22 protein-coding genes are annotated in these 22,764 nt (G+C 58.0%); 13 read left to right on the forward strand and 9 right to left on the reverse strand.

The window, feature by feature from the left end:
• Nucleotides 1-36: 36 nt before the first annotated feature.
• The 5 genes from acnB (at nt 37) to INT39_RS16560 (ending at nt 5,232) form a co-directional block, all read left to right on the forward strand.
• On the forward strand, nt 37-2,631 hold the full coding sequence (acnB, locus tag INT39_RS16535) for a bifunctional aconitate hydratase 2/2-methylisocitrate dehydratase (RefSeq protein WP_193075218.1): 2,595 nt from the start codon (nt 37-39) through the stop codon (nt 2,629-2,631).
• Between the two features lie 98 nt (nt 2,632-2,729).
• Complete coding sequence (locus tag INT39_RS16540; protein WP_193075107.1) at nt 2,730-3,389, forward strand: SDR family oxidoreductase; 660 nt, start codon at nt 2,730-2,732, stop codon at nt 3,387-3,389.
• A gap of 444 nt (nt 3,390-3,833) precedes the next feature.
• The gene (locus tag INT39_RS16545) at nt 3,834-4,052 is read left to right on the forward strand and encodes a YgdI/YgdR family lipoprotein (RefSeq protein ID WP_193075108.1); all 219 of its coding nucleotides are present in this window, start codon (nt 3,834-3,836) and stop codon (nt 4,050-4,052) included.
• A gap of 255 nt (nt 4,053-4,307) precedes the next feature.
• Nucleotides 4,308-4,634, forward strand: a complete 327-nt coding sequence (locus INT39_RS22580; RefSeq protein ID WP_193075109.1) for a thioredoxin family protein — start codon at nt 4,308-4,310, stop codon at nt 4,632-4,634.
• A gap of 103 nt (nt 4,635-4,737) precedes the next feature.
• Entirely contained in the window at nt 4,738-5,232 is a 495-nt protein-coding gene (locus tag INT39_RS16560; RefSeq protein WP_193075110.1) for a PaaI family thioesterase, read from the forward strand.
• Between the two features lie 20 nt (nt 5,233-5,252).
• Here INT39_RS16560 and INT39_RS16565 read toward each other — a convergent pair whose 3' ends face one another.
• A complete protein-coding gene (locus tag INT39_RS16565; protein WP_193075111.1) occupies nt 5,253-6,140 on the reverse strand; it encodes an AEC family transporter in 888 nt (295 codons plus the stop codon).
• 14 nt (nt 6,141-6,154) lie between these two features.
• Nucleotides 6,155-6,436, reverse strand: a complete 282-nt coding sequence (locus tag INT39_RS16570; protein ID WP_193075112.1) for an ORF6N domain-containing protein — start codon at nt 6,434-6,436, stop codon at nt 6,155-6,157.
• A 209-nt stretch (nt 6,437-6,645) separates the two neighbouring features.
• On the opposite strand from INT39_RS16570, the gene INT39_RS16575 reads away from it, so the two are divergent.
• The gene (locus INT39_RS16575; RefSeq protein WP_226944851.1) at nt 6,646-7,365 is read left to right on the forward strand and encodes an extensin family protein; all 720 of its coding nucleotides are present in this window, start codon (nt 6,646-6,648) and stop codon (nt 7,363-7,365) included.
• 100 nt (nt 7,366-7,465) lie between these two features.
• Nucleotides 7,466-9,964, forward strand: a complete 2,499-nt coding sequence (locus INT39_RS16580) for a heavy metal translocating P-type ATPase (protein ID WP_193075113.1) — start codon at nt 7,466-7,468, stop codon at nt 9,962-9,964.
• A gap of 66 nt (nt 9,965-10,030) precedes the next feature.
• Here INT39_RS16580 and INT39_RS16585 read toward each other — a convergent pair whose 3' ends face one another.
• The gene (locus tag INT39_RS16585; RefSeq protein ID WP_193075114.1) at nt 10,031-10,939 is read right to left on the reverse strand and encodes an alpha/beta hydrolase family protein; all 909 of its coding nucleotides are present in this window, start codon (nt 10,937-10,939) and stop codon (nt 10,031-10,033) included.
• Nucleotides 10,940-11,337: 398 nt separating this feature from the next.
• On the opposite strand from INT39_RS16585, the gene INT39_RS16590 reads away from it, so the two are divergent.
• The 5 genes from INT39_RS16590 (at nt 11,338) to INT39_RS16605 (ending at nt 15,512) form a co-directional block, all read left to right on the forward strand.
• On the forward strand, nt 11,338-12,252 hold the full coding sequence (locus tag INT39_RS16590) for a mechanosensitive ion channel domain-containing protein (RefSeq protein WP_193075115.1): 915 nt from the start codon (nt 11,338-11,340) through the stop codon (nt 12,250-12,252).
• Between the two features lie 45 nt (nt 12,253-12,297).
• Nucleotides 12,298-12,741 carry a CopD family protein gene (locus INT39_RS16595; RefSeq protein WP_193075116.1) on the forward strand — a complete coding sequence of 148 codons (444 nt, stop codon included), beginning with the start codon at nt 12,298-12,300 and terminating at the stop codon, nt 12,739-12,741.
• A gap of 90 nt (nt 12,742-12,831) precedes the next feature.
• Nucleotides 12,832-12,963, forward strand: coding sequence for a hypothetical protein (locus INT39_RS22700; protein ID WP_264299111.1), 132 nt, complete (start codon nt 12,832-12,834; stop codon nt 12,961-12,963).
• A gap of 18 nt (nt 12,964-12,981) precedes the next feature.
• Nucleotides 12,982-13,149 carry a hypothetical protein gene (locus tag INT39_RS16600; protein ID WP_193075117.1) on the forward strand — a complete coding sequence of 56 codons (168 nt, stop codon included), beginning with the start codon at nt 12,982-12,984 and terminating at the stop codon, nt 13,147-13,149.
• 173 nt (nt 13,150-13,322) lie between these two features.
• Nucleotides 13,323-15,512 (forward strand): FUSC family protein, encoded by a 2,190-nt coding sequence (locus tag INT39_RS16605; RefSeq protein WP_193075118.1) that lies wholly within the window; start codon nt 13,323-13,325, stop codon nt 15,510-15,512.
• A gap of 2 nt (nt 15,513-15,514) precedes the next feature.
• On the opposite strand, the gene INT39_RS22585 is transcribed toward INT39_RS16605, so the two are convergent.
• Both INT39_RS22585 and INT39_RS16610 read right to left on the reverse strand, forming a co-directional pair.
• Nucleotides 15,515-15,646 carry a putative transporter small subunit gene (locus INT39_RS22585; RefSeq protein ID WP_226944852.1) on the reverse strand — a complete coding sequence of 44 codons (132 nt, stop codon included), beginning with the start codon at nt 15,644-15,646 and terminating at the stop codon, nt 15,515-15,517.
• Nucleotides 15,647-15,703: 57 nt separating this feature from the next.
• Nucleotides 15,704-17,368 (reverse strand): sodium:solute symporter family protein, encoded by a 1,665-nt coding sequence (locus INT39_RS16610; RefSeq protein ID WP_193075119.1) that lies wholly within the window; start codon nt 17,366-17,368, stop codon nt 15,704-15,706.
• A gap of 516 nt (nt 17,369-17,884) precedes the next feature.
• Between INT39_RS16610 and INT39_RS16615 the strand changes: the two genes are divergently transcribed.
• Nucleotides 17,885-18,226 (forward strand): zinc ribbon domain-containing protein YjdM, encoded by a 342-nt coding sequence (locus tag INT39_RS16615; protein ID WP_193075120.1) that lies wholly within the window; start codon nt 17,885-17,887, stop codon nt 18,224-18,226.
• Between the two features lie 12 nt (nt 18,227-18,238).
• On the opposite strand, the gene INT39_RS16620 is transcribed toward INT39_RS16615, so the two are convergent.
• Genes INT39_RS16620 through INT39_RS16635 form a run of 4 tightly spaced genes read right to left on the reverse strand, consistent with a single transcriptional unit; the run spans nt 18,239 to nt 22,680 of the window.
• Nucleotides 18,239-18,706: a DUF3429 domain-containing protein gene (locus INT39_RS16620; protein ID WP_193075121.1), complete on the reverse strand. Its 468-nt coding sequence runs from the start codon at nt 18,704-18,706 to the stop codon at nt 18,239-18,241.
• 40 nt (nt 18,707-18,746) lie between these two features.
• Entirely contained in the window at nt 18,747-20,807 is a 2,061-nt protein-coding gene (locus INT39_RS16625; RefSeq protein WP_193075122.1) for a transglutaminaseTgpA domain-containing protein, read from the reverse strand.
• A complete protein-coding gene (locus INT39_RS16630) occupies nt 20,804-21,766 on the reverse strand; it encodes a DUF58 domain-containing protein (protein WP_226944854.1) in 963 nt (320 codons plus the stop codon). The genes INT39_RS16625 and INT39_RS16630 overlap by 4 nt, the downstream gene beginning before the upstream one ends.
• Nucleotides 21,763-22,680: an AAA family ATPase gene (locus INT39_RS16635; RefSeq protein WP_193075123.1), complete on the reverse strand. Its 918-nt coding sequence runs from the start codon at nt 22,678-22,680 to the stop codon at nt 21,763-21,765. Before INT39_RS16635 ends, INT39_RS16630 begins: the two co-directional genes overlap by 4 nt.
• Nucleotides 22,681-22,764: the final 84 nt, after the last annotated feature.

Consider the following 22,764-nt stretch of genomic DNA (forward strand, 5'->3'; position numbering starts at 1 on the left):
CGTCACAAACGGAACAGACTGATGAGGGTAATTATTGTGCTTGAAGCCTATCGCAAACACGTTGAAGAACGCGCCGCACAAGGCGTCGTGCCTCAGCCGCTTAATGCCGAACAAACCGCTGGTCTGGTTGATCTTCTGAAAAACCCGCCGGCCGGTGAAGAAGAATTCCTGCTTGATCTGCTCACCAACCGCATTCCAGCGGGAGTGGATGAAGCCGCTTACGTCAAAGCCGCATTCCTGTCTGCAGTCGCCAAAGGTGAAGCCACCTCCCCGCTGCTGAGCAAAGTCCGCGCCGTCGAACTGCTGGGCACCATGCAGGGTGGTTACAACATCGCCACTCTGGTGGAACTGCTGGATAACGAGGAGCTGGCAGCAACCGCCGCCGAGCAACTCAAGCACACCTTGCTGATGTTCGACGCCTTCCACGACGTTGCCGAGCGCGCAAAAAATGGCAACCCGCACGCCAAAGCCGTTCTGCAGTCCTGGGCCGATGGCGAGTGGTTCACCAACCGCCCTGCTGTAGAAAAAAAGATCAGCCTGACCGTATTCAAGGTTCCTGGCGAAACCAACACTGACGATCTGTCCCCTGCTCCGGATGCCTGGTCGCGCCCCGACATCCCTCTGCACGCCCTGGCCATGCTGAAAATGGCTCGCGACGGGATCGAGCCGGTCGAGCCTGGCGTTACCGGTCCGCTGCAGCAGATCGAAGCCATGAAGGCCAAAGGTCTGCCCGTTGCCTATGTTGGTGACGTGGTCGGTACCGGTTCTTCGCGCAAATCCGCCACCAACTCGGTGCTGTGGTTCTTCGGTGACGACATCCCCAACGTGCCGAACAAGCGCGCCGGTGGTTTCTGCTTCGGTACCAAGATCGCCCCGATCTTCTACAACACCATGGAAGACGCTGGCGCCCTGCCGATCGAGTTCGACTGCAACGACCTGAACATGGGTGACGCCATCGACGTCTACCCGTACGAAGGCAAAGTCTGCAAGCACGGCACTGACGAAGTCATCACCACCTTCGAACTGAAGACTCAGGTTCTGCTCGACGAAGTACGCGCCGGTGGCCGTATTCCGCTGATCATCGGCCGCGGTCTGACCGAGAAGGCTCGTATTGAGCTGGGCCTGAGCGGTTCCGACCTGTTCCGCAAGCCCGACGTTCCGGCTGCGAGCAGCAAAGGTTTCACCCTGGCACAGAAGATGGTTGGTAAAGCCTGTGGCGTCGAGGGCGTTCGTCCCGGCACCTACTGCGAACCCAAGATGACCACCGTCGGTTCACAGGACACCACCGGCCCGATGACCCGTGACGAGCTGAAAGACCTGGCTTGCCTTGGCTTCTCCGCCGACCTGGTAATGCAGTCGTTCTGCCACACTGCGGCCTATCCGAAGCCGATCGACGTCAACACCCACCACACCCTGCCCGACTTCATCCACAACCGTGGTGGTGTTGCGCTGCGTCCGGGTGACGGCATCATCCACAGCTGGCTGAACCGCATGCTGCTGCCCGACACTGTCGGCACCGGTGGTGACTCGCACACCCGCTTCCCGATGGGTATTTCCTTCCCGGCTGGTTCAGGCCTGGTTGCTTTTGCCGCAGCCACTGGCGTCATGCCGCTGGATATGCCGGAATCGGTACTGGTGCGCTTCAAGGGCAAAATGCAGCCTGGCATCACCCTGCGTGATCTGGTGCATGCGATCCCTTACTACGCTATTCAGAAAGGCCTGCTGACCGTCGAGAAAAAAGGCAAGAAGAACATCTTCTCCGGCCGCATTCTCGAAATCGAAGGTCTGAACGACCTGACTGTTGAACAGGCTTTCGAACTATCCGACGCCTCTGCTGAGCGCTCCGCCGCTGGCTGTACCATCAAGCTGCCGGAAGACGTCATCGCTGAGTACCTGAAGTCCAACATCACCCTGCTGCGCTGGATGATCGCTGAAGGCTACGATGACGCCCGCACCCTGGAGCGCCGTGCTCAGGCCATGGAAGCCTGGCTGGCCAACCCGGAGCTGATGCAAGCTGACGCCGATGCCGAGTACTCGGAAGTCATCGAGATCGACCTGGCGGACATCAATGAGCCGATCCTGTGTGCGCCGAACGATCCTGACGACGCTCGTTTGCTGTCCGACGTTGTCGGCCGCAAGATCGACGAAGTCTTCATCGGTTCGTGCATGACCAACATCGGTCACTTCCGTGCCGCCGGCAAACTGCTGGAGAAGAACAAGGACGCTCTGCCGACCCGTCTGTGGCTGGCTCCGCCGACCAAGATGGATCAGTGGATGCTCACTGAAGAAGGCTACTACGGCATCTACGGCAAGGCCGGTGCTCGCCTGGAAATGCCCGGCTGCTCGCTGTGCATGGGTAACCAGGCACGTATCGCCGCCAAGTCGACTGCCGTCTCCACCTCCACACGGAACTTCCCGAACCGTCTGGGTGATGGCGCCGACGTCTTCCTGGCCTCTGCTGAACTGGCCTCGGTTGCGGCCATCCTTGGCCGCCTGCCGAGCGTTGAGGAGTACATGGACTACGCAGCGGATCTCAACAGCATGTCTGCCGAGGTCTACCGCTACATGAACTTCAACGAAATCGAGTCCTACCAGAAAGCAGCGGCAAGCATTCCGGTGACCGAAATCTGATTATCCGTAATCAGTGAAGAAACCCCGCCTTGTGCGGGGTTTCTTATAGAATGTCGGCATCAATGAAACTCTCCTTCACCTCAACAGGACCCCACACTATGAGCAAGGTCTTTATCATTGGAGCGGCCGGTAAGATCGGTCGGCATCTGATCTCGAAGCTGGCGGAACGAGGACACCAGCCCATGGCCCTGCACCGTAACCCGGAACAGGCCGCCGACCTGAATGATCTGGGTGGTACGTCCGTCATCGGCGATCTGCTTGAGCTTGATGCCGCGGCACTGGCTCGCCTGATGGCAGACAGCGATGCGGTGGTATTCTCGGCAGGAGCAGGCGGCAAGGGTGGGATGGAGATGACCAACGCCATCGATGGTCGCGGGCTGGAACTGGCTGTCGCAGCCGCCAAACAGGCAGGCATTCGGCGTTTCCTGCTGGTATCCGCCTTTCCCGAGGCAGGCCGGGACAAGCAAATGCCTGAACGCTTCGAGAACTATATGAAAGTGAAAAAACTCGCCGATGTACATCTGGCCGAGTCTGATCTGAATTGGATCATCTTGCGCCCCGGCACTCTGGTGGACGAGGCTGGCGCTGGTAACGTGCGCGTCGGTGCTGCAATTCCTTATGGTGACGTGGCGCGCAGTGATGTGGCAGCCGTCCTCACCGAGCTGATCGATACGCCGCAGGTCAACCGCATCATCATCGAACTGACCCAGGGTGAAACGCCTGTTCCAGCAGCGGTGCAGCGACTGATGCAAGGTTAATTTGAAGGAGCACCCGTGAATTCCACACCCGTGCTGATCGACCGCACCGTCATCGTCAAATCCCCAACACGGAAACCTTGTGAAATAAGGCTCACACCTAATCCTCGCATCATTTGTGCAGCGCTCCAGCTAACTGGAGCGGCACGGATACCCCTCAATCCTATCTGATCTCGACGCCCATGACTGCGTCCTGTTGCAAGCTATCCCCCGTTGCCCATTCATGGTCAACGGAACAATGCAGCGTAAGCGAATGAAGGGCCGATCTGGATGTTTTCTTGTACCTTCTCAAGCGCGATGGTGCCATGACGCCGCTGGGCGCGCCGCCCCCCCCGCTGATATTCGTCATTTCCTATACCCTCAGAAATCAAGCGGAACCGGCCTGTCAGAATTCTTGTCACAATTTCTGTACCTGCTGATAAATGACGCAAACAAGAGGATTACGACATGAAAAACTGGTTAATTGCCGTGTTTTGCATCACCGGCATGTTTGCTTTGGCCGGCTGCTCCAACGATCACCTTATCCGTACCAGCGATGGGCAGATCATCGAGGCAGACGAGAAACCGGAAATCGATGATGATACTGGCATGATTGAATATGAAGATCACAGTGGGCGCGACAATCAGATTCAACAGGAAGACGTGCGGGAGATCAAGGAGCGTTAAGAGTGCCACACCCTGCGGGCAGCTCCCGCAGGGTACACTTCAAGCCCCCGCCCCCTCGGGTAACCATTCATCATTGGCAACAAGGCAAAAGCAACATGGCAAGAGTACGACGCTCTCGAATGCGTCAGAAATCTCGTAGAAGACGCGCACGACGGCGCACCTATCTCCTGTTCTTGGAACGTCAGATTGCCGAATGGCGAGACCGCGGTGTACTGCTGGATCGTTTACGGCGCAAGAGAAAGTAGTTGGAGGAATATGACCATGAACAGCACCTACACAGATCAAGAACCACCCCGCGCAGAAGTTGACACACTTCAAGGTCCTACGTTGATCGAATTCGGTACCGATTGGTGTGGCCACTGCAAAGCTGCGCAACCGCATATTGCATCAGCTTTCGCTGGGCATCCTGACCTGCGGCATCTGAAAATAGAAGATGGTCCCGGTCGTCCCCTGGGCCGATCCTTTCGGGTAAAGCTCTGGCCAACGCTGATATTCATGCGTGATGGTGAAGAAGTCGAACGCTTGGTGCGCCCCACGGATACAGACTCGATAAGTCAGGCCATGGCCAGAGTCGATTCCTGATTAAAGGAATTCACGTCCCTTATTGATCCTTTTGCAGCATGGCAAGCCTCAGAGAATGAGGGCACAATACCGCTTCGATTATTCAATAAAAACAAGGCTCCCCATGACTGCTACTGCTCTGCAAGACCTTCTCTCACCCCATGGCGTATGTTACGGATGCGGGGGCAGCAATCCCCATGGACTGCAGATAAAAAGCTTCTGGGATGCGGACGATACCCATGTCATCGCCCGGCATCGGCCGGAAGCAAAATACTGCGGCTGGCCGGATCTGGTGTATGGCGGCCTGCTGGCCATGCTGGTGGACTGTCACTCCAACTGGACGGCGATGGCCTATCATCTGCGCGCCGAACAGGCCGAGGACAAGGCGCCGACGGAAATCAATTGCGTCACCGGAGAGCTGGGTATCAAGTACATCAAGCCAACCCCGATGGGCGTAGAGCTAACGCTGCGTGCTCGGGTAGAGGGGCCGCTGGGTCGCAAGAGCCGTATCATCTGTGAGATCTACGCTGGCGATGTGCTGACTGCCATAGGTGACTCGACCTTTGTACGGGTGGATGCCAGCAAACTTGCTGCCCAAGCCCACGCACGCGAAGTCTGACAGGATACCGCGGCGGGGCTTCACCCCGCCGCCGGCAACCACCAGATCAACAGCAAGGGTATAAACAGGAAAGACAACAGGGTCGAGCAAATGACCAGGCTGGCGACGGTTTCCGGTGAACGGTTGGCTTTCACCGCGAACAGATAGTTGAATACCGCGACTGGCATCGCCGACTGCAGTACCAGCACCCCTTGAGCCAAAGGCGGCAGATCCAGCGCCAGAGCAATGCCCCAACCGATCGCAGCGCCGCACAGAATGCGGAAGCCGCCGAGCAACATGCCCTTCCCCACCTGCTTCGGCCGAATGCTGGCCAAAGACACCCCCAAGGTCAGCAGCATCATCGGAATACTCATACTGCCAAGCAGATCGACGGTGTTGGCAATCCAGCGCGGCAACTGAAGATCCAGCATCAATACCGCCAGCGCCACGCCCAGGCTGATGATCACCGGATTGAGTAGCAACCGTCGCCAGGACTGCGCCGCACCGGACAGAATCATGCCGACGGTGAAATGCCCCACCGACAACACCACAAAGAAGGCCACCGCCAGCGCCAGCCCCGGCTCACCGAAGGCGTACAGGCTGATCGGCAAGCCCATATTACCGGTATTGGGAAACATGTAGGCTGGCACCAGAACCTTGGGATCAGAGTTGATCGCCCGGCTCAGCACCCAGCCGATCAAGGCCATGATGGCGCAGATCACCACACAGGCCAGCGCCATCTGCCCGAACACCTGCAGATCGACCTCAGCGCGACTCAGTGTCGAAAGCACCAGACAAGGGGTGCTGACATTGAGGACCAGACGGGTGACAAACTCGGTAGGATAAGGCTGACCTGAGCGCGCCCAACCAAAGCCGATACCCGCAACAATCAATACCGGCGCCATTACTGCGAACAGCTCGATGAGCATTCTGGATCCTTATATCAGCGCATCGAACGTGCGCGCATGCATTCGTAACCACAGCGGGTCAGTAACAACAGATGCCGGGTACTGGTATAAATCAGTCCCGATGCTCTGAGGCTGTCAATCAACTCAGAATACTCATCGGCCGACAGGTGAAAGTAATCCACCCCTTCGCTCAATTCAGCTTCACATGCCTTGAACCAGCGAAAACTGGTGCCTTTGGATAGCCCATTCAACTCATCGAGTTGGCGCAGGCTGAAAGTATCAGAGCCGGCGAAATGAATCGGATCGATAGAATTCATACAGGATTTCCGTGTAAACCAGGCGACAAAAGAGGCTGGCAACCATAGCAGAATAACGCCCGTTCGGGGGAGCTTGGCCGCCCGATCCCTGAGCCGTCAGCCCCGGATTCCTTGCCGTCGGTATTCACCCGAGCTGCTATCTTTATTGGCAGAGGCACAAGAGCTTGCGCCGTATGACACATATCTAATGTCCCGGGAGGCCCGCCCTGTTGAGCTCCACTCTCTTGCGCATCATCAAATGGTTGTTGTTTCTGGCAATCATCGCGGCTGTGGCGTTGACCAAGCCCTGGGAACATATCCCCCCCGAGTGGCATCCCCTGAAGACGCTCGCTATTGAACACCCCATGACGCTGGTAACCAAATGGAAACTGGGACGACTCCAGGATGATCCACAGCAGTGCCTGGCCGTGCTGGATACAGCGCCGGCGGGAGCAATCGACTATCTGGCGCTGGAGGATTACACACCCGTCGCCGGCTGCCCGTTGACCGATGTTGTGCGCGTCAGCAATACCGGTGTGCGCTTCAGCTCCACATTCATCATCACCTGTCCACTGGCGGTAGCCTGGGTGATGTTTGAACGTCAGCAACTGCAGCCGCTGGCGCAACAACATCTCGGCAGCGCGCTGGTACAGGTCGATCACTTCGGCAGTTTTGCCTGCCGCAATATCTATCATCGTGAAGGCGCCCGCCGCAGTCAGCATGCCACCGCAGATGCCTTCGATGTCGCAGCTTTTCGCTTCGAGAACGGTCAACAAGCGTCGGTTCTGAGTCATTGGGCGGATGACGATGCGCCAGCCAAGTCTACCTTTCTCAAGGCAACCCATGAAGCAGCCTGCGAATACTTCGGTACCGTGCTCGGCCCGGACTACAATCAGCCACACGAAAATCACTTCCACTTCGATACCCGTGGTTTCGGCTTCTGTCGCTGATATTGTACCGATACACTCAGAGCCTGATGACTTGACCTTCCCATGATGGGAAGGTTTAGCCTGTATCTGTATTGAGTCCATTCAAGCTAGGAGGCAAACCATGAGCGCGTCAATCACAGGCGACCTCGCCGCCACAGAGGCGATCAGCCTCCCTATCGAAGGCATGAGCTGCGCTTCCTGCGTCGGTCGCGTGGAAGCCGCCCTTGGCAAGGTCGAGGGCGTCAGCGCGGTCGCGGTCAATCTTGCTACGGAACGCGCCGATGTCAGACTCACCCGCCCGGTTGATCGCACTGCGCTGGTGCAGGCAGTCGAAAAAGCCGGTTACAGCGTGCCTGAAAGCACCATCGCACTGACCACCGAAGGCATGACCTGTGGCTCCTGCGTCGCCCGTGTCGAACGTGCACTCAAAGCCGTACCGGGTGTGTCCGAGGCAAAGGTCAACCTGGCGACAGAGCGTGTCACCGTGCATGGCACCGCCGCTGCCGATGCCCTGGTCACCGCCATCAAGAACGCTGGCTACTCGGCGCAGATTATCGAATCACAGGCAGGTGATGCCGGCGAAGAAGCTAACGCAAAAAAGGACGCAGAGCGCACCGCGCTCAAGCGCGATTTCGTCATCGCCGCCCTGCTGGCATTGCCGGTTTTCATGATTGAAATGGGCTCGCACATGGTGCCGGGGGTGCATGACCTGATCATGCGCACCATCGGTCTGCAGTGGAGTTGGTATCTGCAGTTCATACTGACCACACTGGTACTGGTGGGGCCCGGCCGACGCTTTTACCGCGCTGGTTTCCCGGCCCTGCTGCGCCTGGCGCCAGATATGAACTCCCTGGTCGCGCTGGGCACCACGGCCGCCTATGCCTACTCTGTGATTGCTACCTTTGCCGCCGACCTGCTGCCTGCCGGCACGGTGAACGTCTACTACGAGGCCGCAGCGGTCATTGTGGCGCTGATTCTGCTCGGGCGCTTTCTCGAAGCCCGGGCCAAGGGCCGAACATCCGAGGCCATCCAGCGGCTCGTCGGCCTGCAGGCCAGAACCGCACGGGTGCGGCGCGACGGAGGTACGCTGGATATAGCGATCGGCGAAGTGGCCTCGGGTGACCTGGTCGAAGTGCGGCCCGGCGAGCGTGTGCCGGTCGATGGCGAGGTGGTCGAGGGTCAGAGCTATGTTGATGAATCGATGATTACCGGCGAACCCGTACCCGTCAGCAAGTCGACAGGCAGTCCAGTGGTCGGTGGCACCATTAACCAGACCGGCGCCTTTGCTCTGCGCGCGACCGCCGTGGGCAACCATACCGTGCTGGCACAGATCATTCGTCTGGTCGAGCAGGCTCAGGGCTCCAAGCTGCCGATCCAGGGGCTGGTGGACAAGGTGACCATGTGGTTCGTGCCCGCGGTCATGCTGGCGGCGGCAATGACCTTTCTCATTTGGCTGATTGTCGGCCCGTCTCCTGCATTGACCTTCGCTCTGGTCAATGCGGTGGCCGTACTCATCATTGCCTGCCCGTGCGCCATGGGGTTGGCCACACCCACCTCGATCATGGTCGGCACCGGGCGCGGTGCGGAGCTTGGGGTACTGTTCCGCAAGGGAGAGGCCTTGCAGCTGTTAAAGGATGCCAAGGTCGTGGCAGTGGACAAGACCGGCACCTTGACCGAAGGCCGCCCAGCCCTGACCGACCTGGAAACCTCGGCCGGCTTTGAACGCGCCCAGGTACTGGCACAGATCGCAGCCGTCGAAAGCCGCTCGGAACACCCGATCGCACGCGCGCTGGTGGATGCTGCCGAACAGGAAGGCCTGAGCCTGCCAGCGTTGAGCAACTTCGAATCGGTCACCGGCTTCGGTGTACGTGCCCAGGTCGACGGCGCACGGGTGGAGATTGGTGCCGATCGTTACATGCGTGAGTTGGGATTGAGCGTGGAGGGCTTTGCACACACTGCGGAGCGTCTCGGTGACGAGGGTAAATCTCCCTTGTATGCCGCCATTGACGGACGCCTCGCCGCCATCGTGGCGGTCGCCGATCCAATCAAGAAAAGCACTCCCGGCGCCATTGCCTCGTTGCACGCTCTGGGGTTGAAGGTTGTCATGATCACCGGCGACAACAAACGCACCGCGCAGGCCATTGCCCGCAAGCTGGGTATCGACGAGGTGATTGCTGAAGTGTTGCCCGAAGGTAAGGTCGATGCTCTGCGGCGTCTAAAGGCCGAACATGGCTGTCTGGCATTTGTTGGCGACGGCATCAATGACGCGCCCGCATTGGCCGAAGCCGATGTGGGGCTCGCGATCGGGACGGGTACCGATGTGGCGATGGAAGCCGCGGATGTAGTGTTGATGTCCGGCAACCTGAACGGTGTGCCTAACGCCATTGCCCTGTCCAAGGCCACGATTGGTAACATCAGGCAGAACCTGTTCTGGGCCTTCGCCTATAACACGGCGTTGATTCCGGTTGCTGCCGGGGTGCTATATCCGGTCTATGGCCTGCTGCTGTCACCGATCTTCGCCGCTGGAGCGATGGCGCTGTCGAGTGTCTTCGTGCTCGGCAATGCGCTGCGACTGCGACGCTTCCAGGCCCCGATAACTGCAGCAGAAGCCGCAGCCTGACCAACCAGCAGATAACAGCAAGGCCGACCTCACCTGCAGGTCGGCCTTGCTGTTCAGGTCATTCCATCAGTACGGGCAGTTGCCGCGGTATTCGGAGATGTTGCGGTCGGATTCATGGTTCGGACCACACAGAAACTGGCTGTAGCGCGTATCGTTATCCAGGAAACGTTTCATCCAGGAAACGCCCATGCGGCTGAGTACATCATTGTTGAACCCGCCGCCATTGGCGCAATAGTGCGAACCGCCGTCGATCTCGACATAGGCCTTGTCGATGTCATTCGGCAGCTGGTTATAGAACGGCGAAGCATGACTGCGCACCGGCGCGATAAGGTCGGACTCGCAAGCGAAGATCAGTGTCGGAGCCTGTACAGCACTGGCGCGTGCGGTATCCCATGGCGCCAGCGGAATGGCTGCCTTGATACGGCCCTGGCTGGCTACGCGCAAGGTGCCGCCGCCACCCATGGACCAGCCGATCACCCCCAGCCGATCGGTATCGATCATGCCATTCACCGGACTGAGGCGGCGGGAGTTCTGGTCAACCAGATAATCCAGCGCATTGTTGATCTGGCGGGCACGGCTCGGCGGCTGATCAAAACCCGTATTGGTATCGATGGTCATCACCACGAAGCCGTGGGAAGCCAGCTTTGGTCCCCACCAGTCAATGGAAGACTCGGCAGATACGAAGCCGGGAATCACCACAATGGCAGCCATGGTTCCGGAAGTGCCCGCGGGATAGTGAATGGTGCCGCCCCCGAAACCACTGGTGAGACTCGACACATTGCTGGTGCGAACGCTGTACGGCCCGCTTGAGGCTTCAAGGAATGACACCGTCGGGTCCGGACCTCGTTCGTAAGCTCCACCTGGATCGCTTGGATCGTCGACCGGCGGGTTGGTTGCAAAGACAGAAGTGGACAGCATAAGGGCGCCCGCCGCCAGCATGGAAAGCAGCGATTGGGGTAGATTTTTATTGATCATTATTACTCCAGGGAAACTATATTCAAATTATTATTAATGACATATGACGCACGACGTTGATGTCCCGGATGAGAACTTCCATCAACTGCGCTGAAGTATTTGAGTTGCCTCATAGTGCGTCAACGGCAAACCGGCAAGTTCACCCGCATGGGTTAAGCGGGAAATGGTGTTTGCTATAAGGCCAGCAACCTTGAATTGATATCCGATATAAGATGACCATGTGCGATCATTGAAAATCACTCTTCCGGGTGAATAGCTAATACATGGCCATAGCATGTCAATCGACCATCAGAGCTTGAGTATTTACGCAGCATTCATCCGGGCGCTTCCCCACCGACGATTGACGCCGAACCGGCGACAGCAGATCATCTCCGCCTGACCGAAATAGGATGAGATACATGTTTGAGAATGTGGATTGGCTGCCTGATAACTTTGTCATCTCTGATGCTGTGCTGAGCCTGCTGGCCAGCTCTGCGATCCTGATAGTGACTGTCATCATTCTGCGGGCGCTGACGACGCGCTTCATCCAGCGCACAGTGAGTTCGCCGGAGTTGCGTGGCAAATGGCTGGTCAATTCGCGCAACGGTTTTCTGTTGCTGTTGATGCTCGGGCTGGTGATGATCTGGGGCGAGGAGCTGCGTACGCTGGCGCTGTCCATCGTCGCTATCGCCGTGGCTTTCGTGGTGGCGACCAAGGAACTGATACTCTGTTTCACCGGCTCGATTCTCAAAAGCGGCTCGCGCTCATTTGTACTGGGCGACCGTATCCAGATAAAAGATCTGCGCGGCGACGTCATCGACCAGAGCCTGTTGGCAACAACTATTCTTGAAGTAGGTCCCGGCAAGCATCTACATCAACGCACCGGCCGCCGTATTGTCATACCCAACGCGCTGTTTGTATCCGAGCCGGTGATCAATGAAAGTTTCACTACACATTACGACTTTCATGTCTTCACTGTCCCCTTCAAACGCGAAGACAACTGGCAGGCCGCGCAGTTAGCACTGCAGACTGCCGCCGACCATCACTGCGGGCCTTATCTGGAACTGGTGCGCCGCTACATGAGCAAGATCGGCAGCCAGCGCGGCCTGGTGATGCCGTCGGTTGACCCGCGGGTTACCATCCAGGTACCGGTCGCTGGGGAGATCCATCTCACGGTTCGGATTCCGGCCAAGGCCGGCGAGCGCAACTTTATCGAACAGGCGATCCTTACCGAGGTGTTTTCTGAAAACGATTTTTCAGCCCCGCGCGCGGGACGAACCGAGGATAAGACAGCGTCGTCCTCCGATGAGACGTTGCGAACACCGGATCGCTGAGTGCCATCGTTTTCACAGGTGCTGTAAAGCTTAAAAGGAGCTGTCATGTACAAGTATGTTCTGGTGCTGCACATTCTCTGCGCAACAATCTGGACTGGTGGGCATCTGATTCTTGCTCTGGCCTTGCTACCGAAGATTCTGCGTGAGCGGTCGGTTGCCGACCTGCTTGCCTTCGAGTCGGCTTACGAAAAATGGGGCATGTCGGCCCTGGTGATTCAGGTCCTATCAGGGCTTTGGCTGGCGCATACCTTGATACCGGATCTCTCCACGTGGTTTGCTGCAGATAACTTCATCACCCGACTCATCCTGTTGAAACTGACCCTGCTGGCACTCACGCTCGCCGTGGCGATGGATGCCCGACTGCGGGTGATACCCAAGCTGTCTGCCGACACCCTGCCGACCATGGCATTGCGCATCCGTTTGATCACCCTGCTCAGCGTCGCCTTCGTCATTGTCGGAGCCACGTTCAGGACCGGACCATGGATGTAGCCATTTCATAGTCAACTCGGTATCACTGCGATAGAGAGGCCTTCGAGCTCATACAGACCCGGCTGACGCTGATGAGCGGGAGTGGGCGGCATGAATAGTGCCTCTTCAGTCGGCGATAAGTGGGTACAGCTCGGCTTCGATATTCCCCGCCTGAATTTTGCCCTGCGCACTGCGTTCGCCTCCGGCCTGGCTATGGCGCTGGCCTGGATGCTCGGACTGTAACACCCGCAGTGGTCGGCGATGACCGTCTGGGCTGTGTCCCAACCGGTGCGCGGCATGTTGCTGGAGCAGGCAGCACTGGAGCAAGCGGCACGGACCCTGCAACAATTGTCCAGCCACTTGTGGTGTATCAACCACCCGGCAGCCTGGGAGGTCGAAAACGCCGCGCAGCCTGCAGGCAAACAGTGAGTTCTTCCGCAGGGGCTAGCGCCCCAGCACCTGTCCTCTGCTCATCCGAATGAGTAACCGACGTCATTCAGATAAAGCATATGGCCGTCGTCTGCATGGACTGCGTGACTATCGTGATCATGGTGCCGTCCCGTCTATGCTCGTATGATGACTCTTCAGGAGGAAATGAATATATGAAAGAGAGGCTGGCGAATGCGCTGCGGGTATTACTGAGTTCCTACGTCACCACGGGGATATCGGCCGGTTTCGGGCTTATGCTTATTTCCGGCACAGCTTATCTTCTGCTCGGCCAGTTCGCCGCATCGGTGATGGCCGTCGGCGCCATTGTCTGCGTCCCACCCGATCACGCCCTGCCCCGCCGCGGCAAGTTCGCCAGCCTGTTGCCGGCAGCGATTCTCGGGCTGCCTCTCTTCGCTGGTGTGCAGATACTGCAGGATCAGCCACTGTATCTCGGGCTGCTGTTGGTACCGGCTACCTTCTTTGCTTTTCTCGCCGGCGCCTGGGGACAACGCGGCCTGCCGATCATTATTTCAATCATGTTCGCCATGACTTTCTCCATGGCGGTATCGCAGCAGCTGAACGAAGGCAGCTTGCTGACTACCTGTCTGTACTTTGTTTCCGGGGCGCTGTGTTATGTGGTGTATGCCACCGCCACCAACGCCCTGCTCAATAGCCGTTACCGTGCGCAGTTGCTGGCTCAGTCGATGTTGGCGCTGAGCCGTCTCATGCGCGTTCAGGCTGATCGTTTTGACCCAACTACGGACACACCCCAGGCCGCCACTTTGATGCAACAACAGGCGCTGCTGGCTGAGCAATTACAGGCTGCTCGTGATTTGTTGCTGGAATCACCACGTACAGCCCGCCGGCAGCAACGGGCAGCAATACTGATCAATATCCTCGAGATACGTGACCACCTGCTGGCCAGTGAGCTGGATCTTGATCTGGTCAAATCCCGCCCGGAGGCGGCTTCGGTATTAACTGAGATGCGCAAACTCATTGATCAGATGGCCGATGAGTTTGATCGGCATGCCGACGCTCTGCTGCTGGGCAGGCAACCGGCTCCGCTGACCGATTGGCGCCCGGCACTGGCGGCGCTGAATCGCATGCCTCAGACGATGGCCCGTGAGGAGCTCGGCCATACGCCGTCATTGGTCATCCTGTTACGCGGGCTGACCAATCGGGTAGGCAATATCAATGACGAGATTCTGCGGGTCAACCGACTGGCCAGAGGCAAGGTTGAGCCGGACCTGACCGCAGTACGCACGGCGTGGAAGCTGTTTGTCAGCCCCACCAGCTGGTCGCTGCGCCCGGCGATGGTATTGTGGCGCTGGGATGCTCCCCCACTACGCCATGCGATACGCGCTGCACTGGCGGTCGGTGTCGGTTACTTTCTGTCGCTGGCAATGCCCTGGAGTACCCACGGCTACTGGATCCTGGTCACCATAGTGGTGGTGCTGCGCGGGAGCCTGTCACACACCTTGGAACGACGTAACAGCCGTGTTGCGGGGACTATTCTGGGCTGCTTGCTGGCCGGGGCCATATTGTCTACTCAGGCGCCGCCCTTGGTGCTGTTGGTCATAGTGCCGCTCGCCCAGGCGGTATCGCATTCTTTCGCCATCAAGCGCTACATCATCACCGCCGTAGCTGCCACCGTATTGAGCCTGGTTCAGGCGCACCTGATCAGTGCCGTGGATGCGCCCATGTTCAACGTATTGGAACGTATCGCCGATACCCTTATCGGTGTCGGCATCGCCTGGGCTTTCAGTTATGTACTGCCCTCCTGGGAGCGCAGCCAGATTCCCTCGCTGGTCAACCGCACCTTGCAAGCGCAGGCCCGTCATGCACAGATCGCCCTGAACCTGCGCCAGTTCACAGCAGTGGACGATGAACCTGAACTGGAATGGCGACTGGCGCGCAAGGAAGCCTATGACAGCCTGTCAGCCCTGGTGCAGGCCACCCGGCGCTCACTGGCCGAACCCCGTGCCGTGCGCCCGGCATTGGAGCCACTGGAAAGCCTGCTCAACCATGGTTACCAATTACTGGCTCAACTGACCACAGTGAAAACCATGCTGTTGATGCGTCGGGACGAGGATCAGAGCGATATCCAGCCGACCCTGCTAGCAGCGGCAGATGAGATCAAAAGAACACTGCAAGACGGGGCGATAGCTGCGGAAACGCCGGCATTTACGCGATTGAACTGGGGGGGACAGGAGGAGTTCAGTGACCCCTTTGTGTATAACCTGGAGCCGTGGATTCTACGGCGGTTACAATTAGCTCAGGATCTGGCGGAAAGCATGCGGCAGGATGCCAGTACAGCACTGCAACCCGCAGGGGAGCCGGACGGCTCCCCCGAAACGGGCTGAGGTCAGACCAGCTCGGTATTGTTGTCCCTGGCTTCACGAAGGTCGCGCAGCACGGCATGCACAATCATGCCAAGCATACCCAGAGTAATGACAGGCCACATCAGGATATAAGTACCGTAGATTAGAGTTTGCATCAGATTCTCCTTTATCAAAGTGCAGGCCCGCATTCAACACGAGCCTGCATATGCCCCTCAGGGGGCAGTCAGGTTTTGACCCAGCTCGTCTGCCGGCTTGTTGTAGTCGCCGACACGCTGCTGGATAGTGTCAAAATCAAAGCGCTGATTGCTGCACAGACTGATGGCGACACACACCAGAGTGCTGACGCCATAGGCAGTCAATGAGGACAGCAACACTGTGTATTCACGCAGGCTACCCAGACCAATCCAGGCGATCACCGCCGTTGCGATGAAGAAAACAATCACACCCATACGCTTACCAAAGAAGCCAAAGGTCATCAGGCCACCCACTACACCAGCGCCAATAGCCGCCATCAACTCCATCAATAGCGCTGTCACACCGGTCATTGGTATCAGCTCAAAGCGCACCACGCTGAATACCAGCAAGGCCACAATCACTGCCCAGGTGAAGGCAGCGTTGGTAACTCGATTCCAGAAGCAACTGGCGATAACCGGGAACACAATGGCGCCCCAGAGCGCACCCACAAAGACCAGCATCACCAGAATATCGAACGCGAGACTGGCGAGCGTCATGCCAATTACCGTGGCGACAACCATGGTTGCGCGCCCGACGATCAGCATCTTTTTGGGATCCGCCTTGTTCTTGGCAATGTTCTTGCCGTAAACATCCGCCATCATGATCGCGGACAACGCCGACAGGTCAGAGTCAGCAGTAGAAGACAGTGAGCCGATCACCAGAATGAAGAACAGGCCGATAAAGAACGGCGGCAGATAGCTGGAAACCATCTGCGGGATCAGGTTGTTCATGTTGCCATCCAGCGGCTGCACACCCATGGTCAGCGCCATCAGACCAATCATGCCCAGGCCTATAACGATCGCTCCATAACTGACGGTCGCGGTAATGAAGGTCGGCTTGATATGCGACTCATCCACCGCAAACAGACGTTGGGAAATGGTCTGGTTACCAATGGCATACGCGAGCACGGCGACGAAGTACGGCGCGCCCTGATGCAGGAAGGCTTCTTTGGAGAACAGGCTGGCCTGCTCGCCGGTGAGATTGGACAGGTTAGCCACCATCACCGAAGGCCCACCCATGGCGAACAATACCGCCGGGATGATCACCACGGCAATTGCCATCATCGCCACCAGCTGCCCGAAGTCGGTAAATACCGAGGCGCGGAAACCGGAGTAGAAGGTGTAACTGAGTACACCTACCCCAGCAATCACGATACCTGCCTGGAACGACAACGGCGACAACACCGACACAAGTGCGCCAGCCGCAGTCAGGTTGACCATCAGACTGATGATGCTGCCCAGCAGGTTGGAGAAGGCCAGAATCAATTGGCTCGACGCACCATGACGAGCGTGGATCACCTCGCCCAGGGTGGCGGCGTTGGGCGCCAGCTCGCGGAAGCGGCGACCAAAGGGGTAGATGAACAGAATCATCAACGCACCCCAGAAACCGTAATGCAACGGACCAGACACACCGTAGGTGAAACCGGAGGTTGCCGCGGCGTAGAAGGACGCAGCCCAGATCCAGGTCGCCGTCATACTGGCAGCGCCCATACCAAAACCGATACGGTGGTTGGAAACCATGAAACCGTCAGCATCATCGGCGTCCTGCTTGATTCTTCTGGACAGCAGATAAGTGCCGCCATAGAAGGCAAACAGCAACAACAACACTGTTGCGGTGGAGAACTGAAAAAATTCGGAATTCACTGCATAACCTCGTGACATTCTGCGGAATAATCAACACACCCGATCACGGGTGCAGCCAAACCGCAAAAAACAAAACAGATGTGCCTCTACGCGCATAAAATGCGGGTATACGACAATCAACTACGGGAGACGTAGGAGGAAACAGCGAACTTGCTAATGATAGCCTTTGTAGGCGGAGTGATTGCGAGTTACAGCTTTCAAACAGGGGGCTGATCTAAAGCCTTTATTGAGCTGGGTGAACATGTACATTAATTATTCTCCGACGGGCACTGCTGTCCATTTGGCTGGCTGACTGTGCAGACATCTCCTGAAATAATGCAAAAACAATCGAACAAGCTTACAGCTCTAATGGATTTTTTTCAACCTCGAAGCCAACCCCGAGTCTGGGCATCATGATCACATCGCCGCCAAAGGGCCGCCAAATGGACAAAGATAGGCGCAAACGCTATGATTCTGGCCCTTTAGATCAACCTCTCACCGCCTTGGTGAGCCGTAGACCTGTTTAGAGGTGAGACCATGAGCGCACTGCCTAATTGCCCTTCCTGCAGTTCTGAATATACCTATGAAGATGGGCCTATGTATGTTTGTCCGGAATGTGCCCATGAGTGGTCGAAAGAGGGTGAAACGGCTACCGCTTCGGATGAACGCATCATCAAGGATGCCCACGGCAACGTTCTTCAGGACGGCGACTCCATCACTGTCGTCAAGGACCTTAAGATCAAAGGCTCTTCATCGGTAGTTAAGGTGGGAACCAAGGTCAAGAATATCCGCCTGGTTGATGGCGATCATGATATTGATTGCCGAATTGACGGTATCGGCGCAATGAAACTCAAGTCCGAGTTCGTCAAGAAGAGTTGATTGCCTGACAACTCAGTAATTCTTTACCAGAGTGGCCCCCCAGGCCACTATCATCGATCCGATTATCACCAGACTGATGGGTTTGCGCAGGACTGTATACCAAGCCGGCGCCAGCCCGTTTCTGACCGCCCAGTTATCCGCAAAATACAAGGTGGCAAAGGCGAAGAAGAACACCGGAATGGCAAAATCGATCGGTAGACTCAGGGCAAACCAACCCAGCAGCGGCGGAATCACCGACAGTCCCAATTGCATCGGCGCATTGTGGCTGGACTCATCGGCCCGCATCGCCAGCCCCCAGTGAATGGCGCCCATAAAGGCCAATATAACCGCCGCGAAGGACAGCAGCTCCTCCATGACCCATACACGCCAGGCTTCGGGAGTTACCCAAAGACCCAGCGCCCCGGTGACAAAGGGCACCAACCCCACCATGGCCAGCCCAACGGCGAGCTTGGGTGGACGTGAGGCATTGAAAGGGTGCATTGCAGCTCCTGAACAGTGTTGTTAGACGAACTAGCTCACATTACAACTGCCGCCCCTTGCCAGGCAAGCCGAGCACTGTTATCGGCCGGCGTGGGCGTCTGCGAGGCAAGACGCGAATCAAATTGCGCAACGCAGCATACAATTGTGCGGCGGACGGATCGGCGGCCCCCGGTGCAGCGGCCCCCGGTACGGCTGTATAGCTCAAACGGATATATTCATCAAAGAATCCGGCCAGTTCTGCCTGTTGTCCCGGCAGAGACTGCATAAGCCGTTGTTGCCATGTACGTGGTCCTTCGCCGGTTTTCGCCTGCAACTGCAGACGAGTCAGGCGCTTGTTCAATTTCAGCCAGGCACGCTGCCGGGGATCTTTCGATCGACGTTCAGGACGCAGAATCCACAATGCCATCGGCAGCATGATCAACGTCAGCACCCCAAGCGACATCAGGCCAATTCGCTGCCAGTCAGCAGTGCCCAGCCAGCGGCGAAAGAACGCCATCTGTCGCTCGCTTTCATAACCGAGCACGCGCAATTGCCATTGGTAATTGAGATCATCCCAGAACAGCCGCACATCGTTGAACCAACCAATGTTGCGGTAACGCGCTACAGCAAGCGGCGAATCCTCAAGAAAACTGCCTTCCCGCTCCAACGCCTCCTGCAGCCCCTGCTCGATACGCTCCGGCGCCACCTGAAAGGTCGGATCAACCGATACCCAGCCCTGTTCCGGCAACCAGACTTCGACCCAGGCATGGGCTTCAAATTGATGTACCAATACATAGTTTCCGCGCGGGTTGATTTCGCCGCCCTGGTAACCTGCAACCACCCTCGCGGGTATACCCGCAGCCCGCAGAACGAAGGTCATGGCACCGGAAAAATGGGCACAGAAACCGCGGCGACTATCAAACAGAAATTCATCGTTGCTGTGTTGACCAAGCCGGTCCGGACGCAGCGTGTAATGGAAGGGGGCCTGGTTGAAGTGAGCCAGCAATGCCTGTACCAGGTCGGCATCGTGTCTATGGGTCTGGCGCAATTCGGCGGCGAAGGCGCGCGTACGTGGATCAAAGCCTTCCGGCAGATGCAGATTGATTCTTCGCTGCAATGGCTCCAGCCCGTGAGGCTCCAGCAGACTGTCCAGGTGCGAGGTGGCAGTGTAGGACATGGTCTGCCCCAGCGGTCGACGTGCCTGCAGAATGAAATCCCGGGTGAGCATCAGCCTCTCATCATCCGAACTCGCTCCGCGCAGGCTGAATACCCAGGGCTGATGGCTGGCAGCGGCTATCACCCGATAGCGGGTAGGCTCGCCCTGCGGCTGCCAGTTCTGCGACGTGCCTCGGGCACTGAAGCGCGAACTGCTCCAGGTGCGACCATCGAAGCGGTTCAATGTCATTGCACGCCAGTACAATTGCGATTGTGGAGGTATCACCCCGTCAAAAGCTGCCCGAAAAACCAGCTCACCGGATCGAGCCAGGTCGGCGATATCCGCGGGTGTCATGCTTTCCGCCAGTCCGGTACGGGCTTGCTGTCCGGGTGCATTGACCGACCAGAGTGGCCCCATGCGTGGAAACAGCACGAACAACACCACCATCAAGGGCACCGCCTGCAACAGCAGCATGCCACCCGTTCGCAGCGCCCGCGCGGGATCATTGCGCCCCGGCGTCTGCTGCAGGCCAACCAGCGCCGCCACCAATACCAGCACAGAGAAGCACTGGAATAGCGCCAGCGGTATGCTCTGATCAAACAGAAAGGCCGTAGCCACGATGAAAAACCCGAGGTAGATCACCACCAGCGCATCACGCGGCTTGCGCATCTCCAGCAACTTGAGCATGAACAGCACCAGCAGCAACATCACAGCAGCGTCGAGCCCGATCAGCGTGCCCTGTGCCACGAACACACCCACCGTTACCAGCCCCAAAGCCAATGCCCGCACCACCAACCCCGGGTAGGGCCAGCGCATACGTTGAATCTGTATCCGCCACAGTGCACAGCCCAGCCACAGGGCAACGACCCACAACGGCAGCCGTGGCAGGTGCGGCAGCAATGCTACTATCTGCGCGGTAAGCAGCCAGACCAGGCTGTTGCGCGGGATCAAGGCGTTAGCGTTCATGCCTCAGCCCCATACAGTGCCAGTACGCGCAGGCAGGCGTCCCTATGGATCTCGCCCAATGCTGGCCCCATGCGGCTCCCCGCCAGCTCAAGACCATAGGGTCGGCGCAGGGTCTCCAACCGCAATACCCAGCCAGTCAGGCAGCTGAGCTGCTGTTCAAGAGACTGCCCCGGAGCCTGTGCCAGTGTCAGCCATAGACTCTCCTGCTGCGGCTCGGCGAATACTTTGCTGTGAAGTCCGTGTCCACGAGACCAGGCGCCCCAATCGAGACGTTTTTTTGAATCGCCCGGCTGATAGGCACGCAGCCCCTGGAAATCATCAACACCTTCGACCTGTAACTGATCTCCCTCTCCCTCATTGCCAGCGCGCATACCTGGCAGCGGCAGACTCAGCGGTTGCGGATAGACCAGCACTCGCCAGTCCAGATCCACCAGACTCCAGGCAACGAACCAGCCAAGCGGATAGCGTGTTTCCACACGCAGGCGACCCGGCTTGAGCCAGCCGCGCCTGGAGGTCGGATAATACAATGACAGCGTCGCGCCCAGATCAGGCTGCACATCCACCTGCTGTGGCAAACTGCTCGGCCAGAATAGTGCAATCGCCTGATATTCTCGCCGCGTTGCGAGCAATGTCACCGTCAATGGCGCCTCCTCACCGGCGAACACCGGCAAACTGCCATTGGCGTGTAACTCCAGACCAGCAAGATTGCGATAAGTATGGTGCAGGCCGATCCAGAACAGGCTGCCAAGCAGAAATACCACGGCATACACCAGGCTGTTCTGGTAGTTGATCGCGCCAATCAGCATGATCAGCAACAACAACAGCAACCCCATCCCGGCCCGGGTAGGCATGATGAAAATGCGCCGGTGATTCAGCCGTATCTGGCTGGCGGCAGGGATGCGTTTTTTAAGCCAGCGCTGGAACACCCCGCTGGCCTGACCACCCAGCCGGCCAATCAAACCGCCGGCACTTCATTCAGCAACCGCTGGGCCAGACTGCCGCCGCCATGCCCAGCCGGGTCATCACTGGCGCGCAAGCGGTGGCTGACCACCGCCGGCAGCACTGCCTGCACATCCTCGGGAATCACATAGGCACGATTCTCCAGCATTGCCCAGGCGCGAGCCGATGCCAGCAGCCCCAGACTGGCGCGGGGCGATAGCCCCCAGGCGCAGAGATGGCTCTCACGCGTGCGGGTGACCAGCCGCAAGATGTAGTCGACGATGGCTTCACTGGCGGTCACCTGGGGCACGGCCGCCTGTAGTGCGAGCAACTGCGCGCGACTCAACACCGGGGTGACGCTGTCCAATCGCGCCCGACCGGTACCACCCAGCAGCAAAGCCTTCTCGGCTGCCGGCGCGGGATAACCCAGTGACAGGCGCATCAGAAACCGATCAAGCTGGGATTCGGGCAGCGTAAAGGTCCCGCCCTGGGAAGCAGGGTTCTGGGTGGCAATAACAAAGAAAGGATCAGGCAAGGGGCGCGTCGCGCCATCCACTGTCACCTGCCCTTCTTCCATGGCCTCCAGCAACGCACTCTGACTCTTGGGCGTGGCGCGATTAATCTCGTCAGCCAACACCAGCTCAGCGAAGATCGGTCCAGGATGAAAGATGAAGGCACCCGTATTGCGATCGAATACCGAGGTTCCAAGAATGTCGCCGGGCAGCAGGTCACTGGTGAACTGGATGCGCTGATAACTCAGGCCCATCACCCGCGCCAGCGCTTGGGACAGCGTCGTCTTGCCCATGCCCGGCAGGTCTTCGATCAGCAGATGCCCCTTGGCCAGAATGCAGGCCACCGCCAACTTCACGGCGTGCTGCTTGCCCAACAGTATTCGGTTGATTGCGTCCGTTGCGTTACTCAACACATCCTTCATGTTCACCTCTTGTCGGTCCAGACCAGCAATACATCTTATGACCCCGCCCGAATAGTTGAAAGCCCACCGCAATGAGCTGTCACA

The organism is Pseudomonas sp. FME51 (assembly GCF_014897305.1).

Excerpts from the sequence above, each read along its gene's own strand:
- INT39_RS16570 (WP_193075112.1), bottom strand. The coding sequence starts at position 6,436 with ATGAATTCTATCGATCCGATTCATTTCGCCGGCTCTGATACTTTCAGC.
- INT39_RS16615 (WP_193075120.1), top strand. The coding sequence starts at position 17,885 with ATGAGCGCACTGCCTAATTGCCCTTCCTGCAGTTCTGAATATACCTAT.
- INT39_RS22580 (WP_193075109.1), top strand. The coding sequence starts at position 4,308 with ATGACCATGAACAGCACCTACACAGATCAAGAACCACCCCGCGCAGAA.
- INT39_RS16585 (WP_193075114.1), bottom strand. The coding sequence starts at position 10,939 with ATGATCAATAAAAATCTACCCCAATCGCTGCTTTCCATGCTGGCGGCG.
- INT39_RS16600 (WP_193075117.1), top strand. The coding sequence starts at position 12,982 with ATGACCGTCTGGGCTGTGTCCCAACCGGTGCGCGGCATGTTGCTGGAG.
- INT39_RS16590 (WP_193075115.1), top strand. The coding sequence starts at position 11,338 with ATGTTTGAGAATGTGGATTGGCTGCCTGATAACTTTGTCATCTCTGAT.
- INT39_RS16545 (WP_193075108.1), top strand. The coding sequence starts at position 3,834 with ATGAAAAACTGGTTAATTGCCGTGTTTTGCATCACCGGCATGTTTGCT.
- INT39_RS16565 (WP_193075111.1), bottom strand. The coding sequence starts at position 6,140 with ATGCTCATCGAGCTGTTCGCAGTAATGGCGCCGGTATTGATTGTTGCG.
- INT39_RS16560 (WP_193075110.1), top strand. The coding sequence starts at position 4,738 with ATGACTGCTACTGCTCTGCAAGACCTTCTCTCACCCCATGGCGTATGT.
- INT39_RS22585 (WP_226944852.1), bottom strand. The coding sequence starts at position 15,646 with ATGCAAACTCTAATCTACGGTACTTATATCCTGATGTGGCCTGTCATT.
- INT39_RS16625 (WP_193075122.1), bottom strand. The coding sequence starts at position 20,807 with ATGAACGCTAACGCCTTGATCCCGCGCAACAGCCTGGTCTGGCTGCTT.
- INT39_RS16595 (WP_193075116.1), top strand. The coding sequence starts at position 12,298 with ATGTACAAGTATGTTCTGGTGCTGCACATTCTCTGCGCAACAATCTGG.
- INT39_RS16580 (WP_193075113.1), top strand. The coding sequence starts at position 7,466 with ATGAGCGCGTCAATCACAGGCGACCTCGCCGCCACAGAGGCGATCAGC.
- INT39_RS16620 (WP_193075121.1), bottom strand. The coding sequence starts at position 18,706 with ATGCACCCTTTCAATGCCTCACGTCCACCCAAGCTCGCCGTTGGGCTG.
- INT39_RS16540 (WP_193075107.1), top strand. The coding sequence starts at position 2,730 with ATGAGCAAGGTCTTTATCATTGGAGCGGCCGGTAAGATCGGTCGGCAT.
- INT39_RS16605 (WP_193075118.1), top strand. The coding sequence starts at position 13,323 with ATGAAAGAGAGGCTGGCGAATGCGCTGCGGGTATTACTGAGTTCCTAC.
- INT39_RS16635 (WP_193075123.1), bottom strand. The coding sequence starts at position 22,680 with ATGAAGGATGTGTTGAGTAACGCAACGGACGCAATCAACCGAATACTG.
- INT39_RS22700 (WP_264299111.1), top strand. The coding sequence starts at position 12,832 with ATGAATAGTGCCTCTTCAGTCGGCGATAAGTGGGTACAGCTCGGCTTC.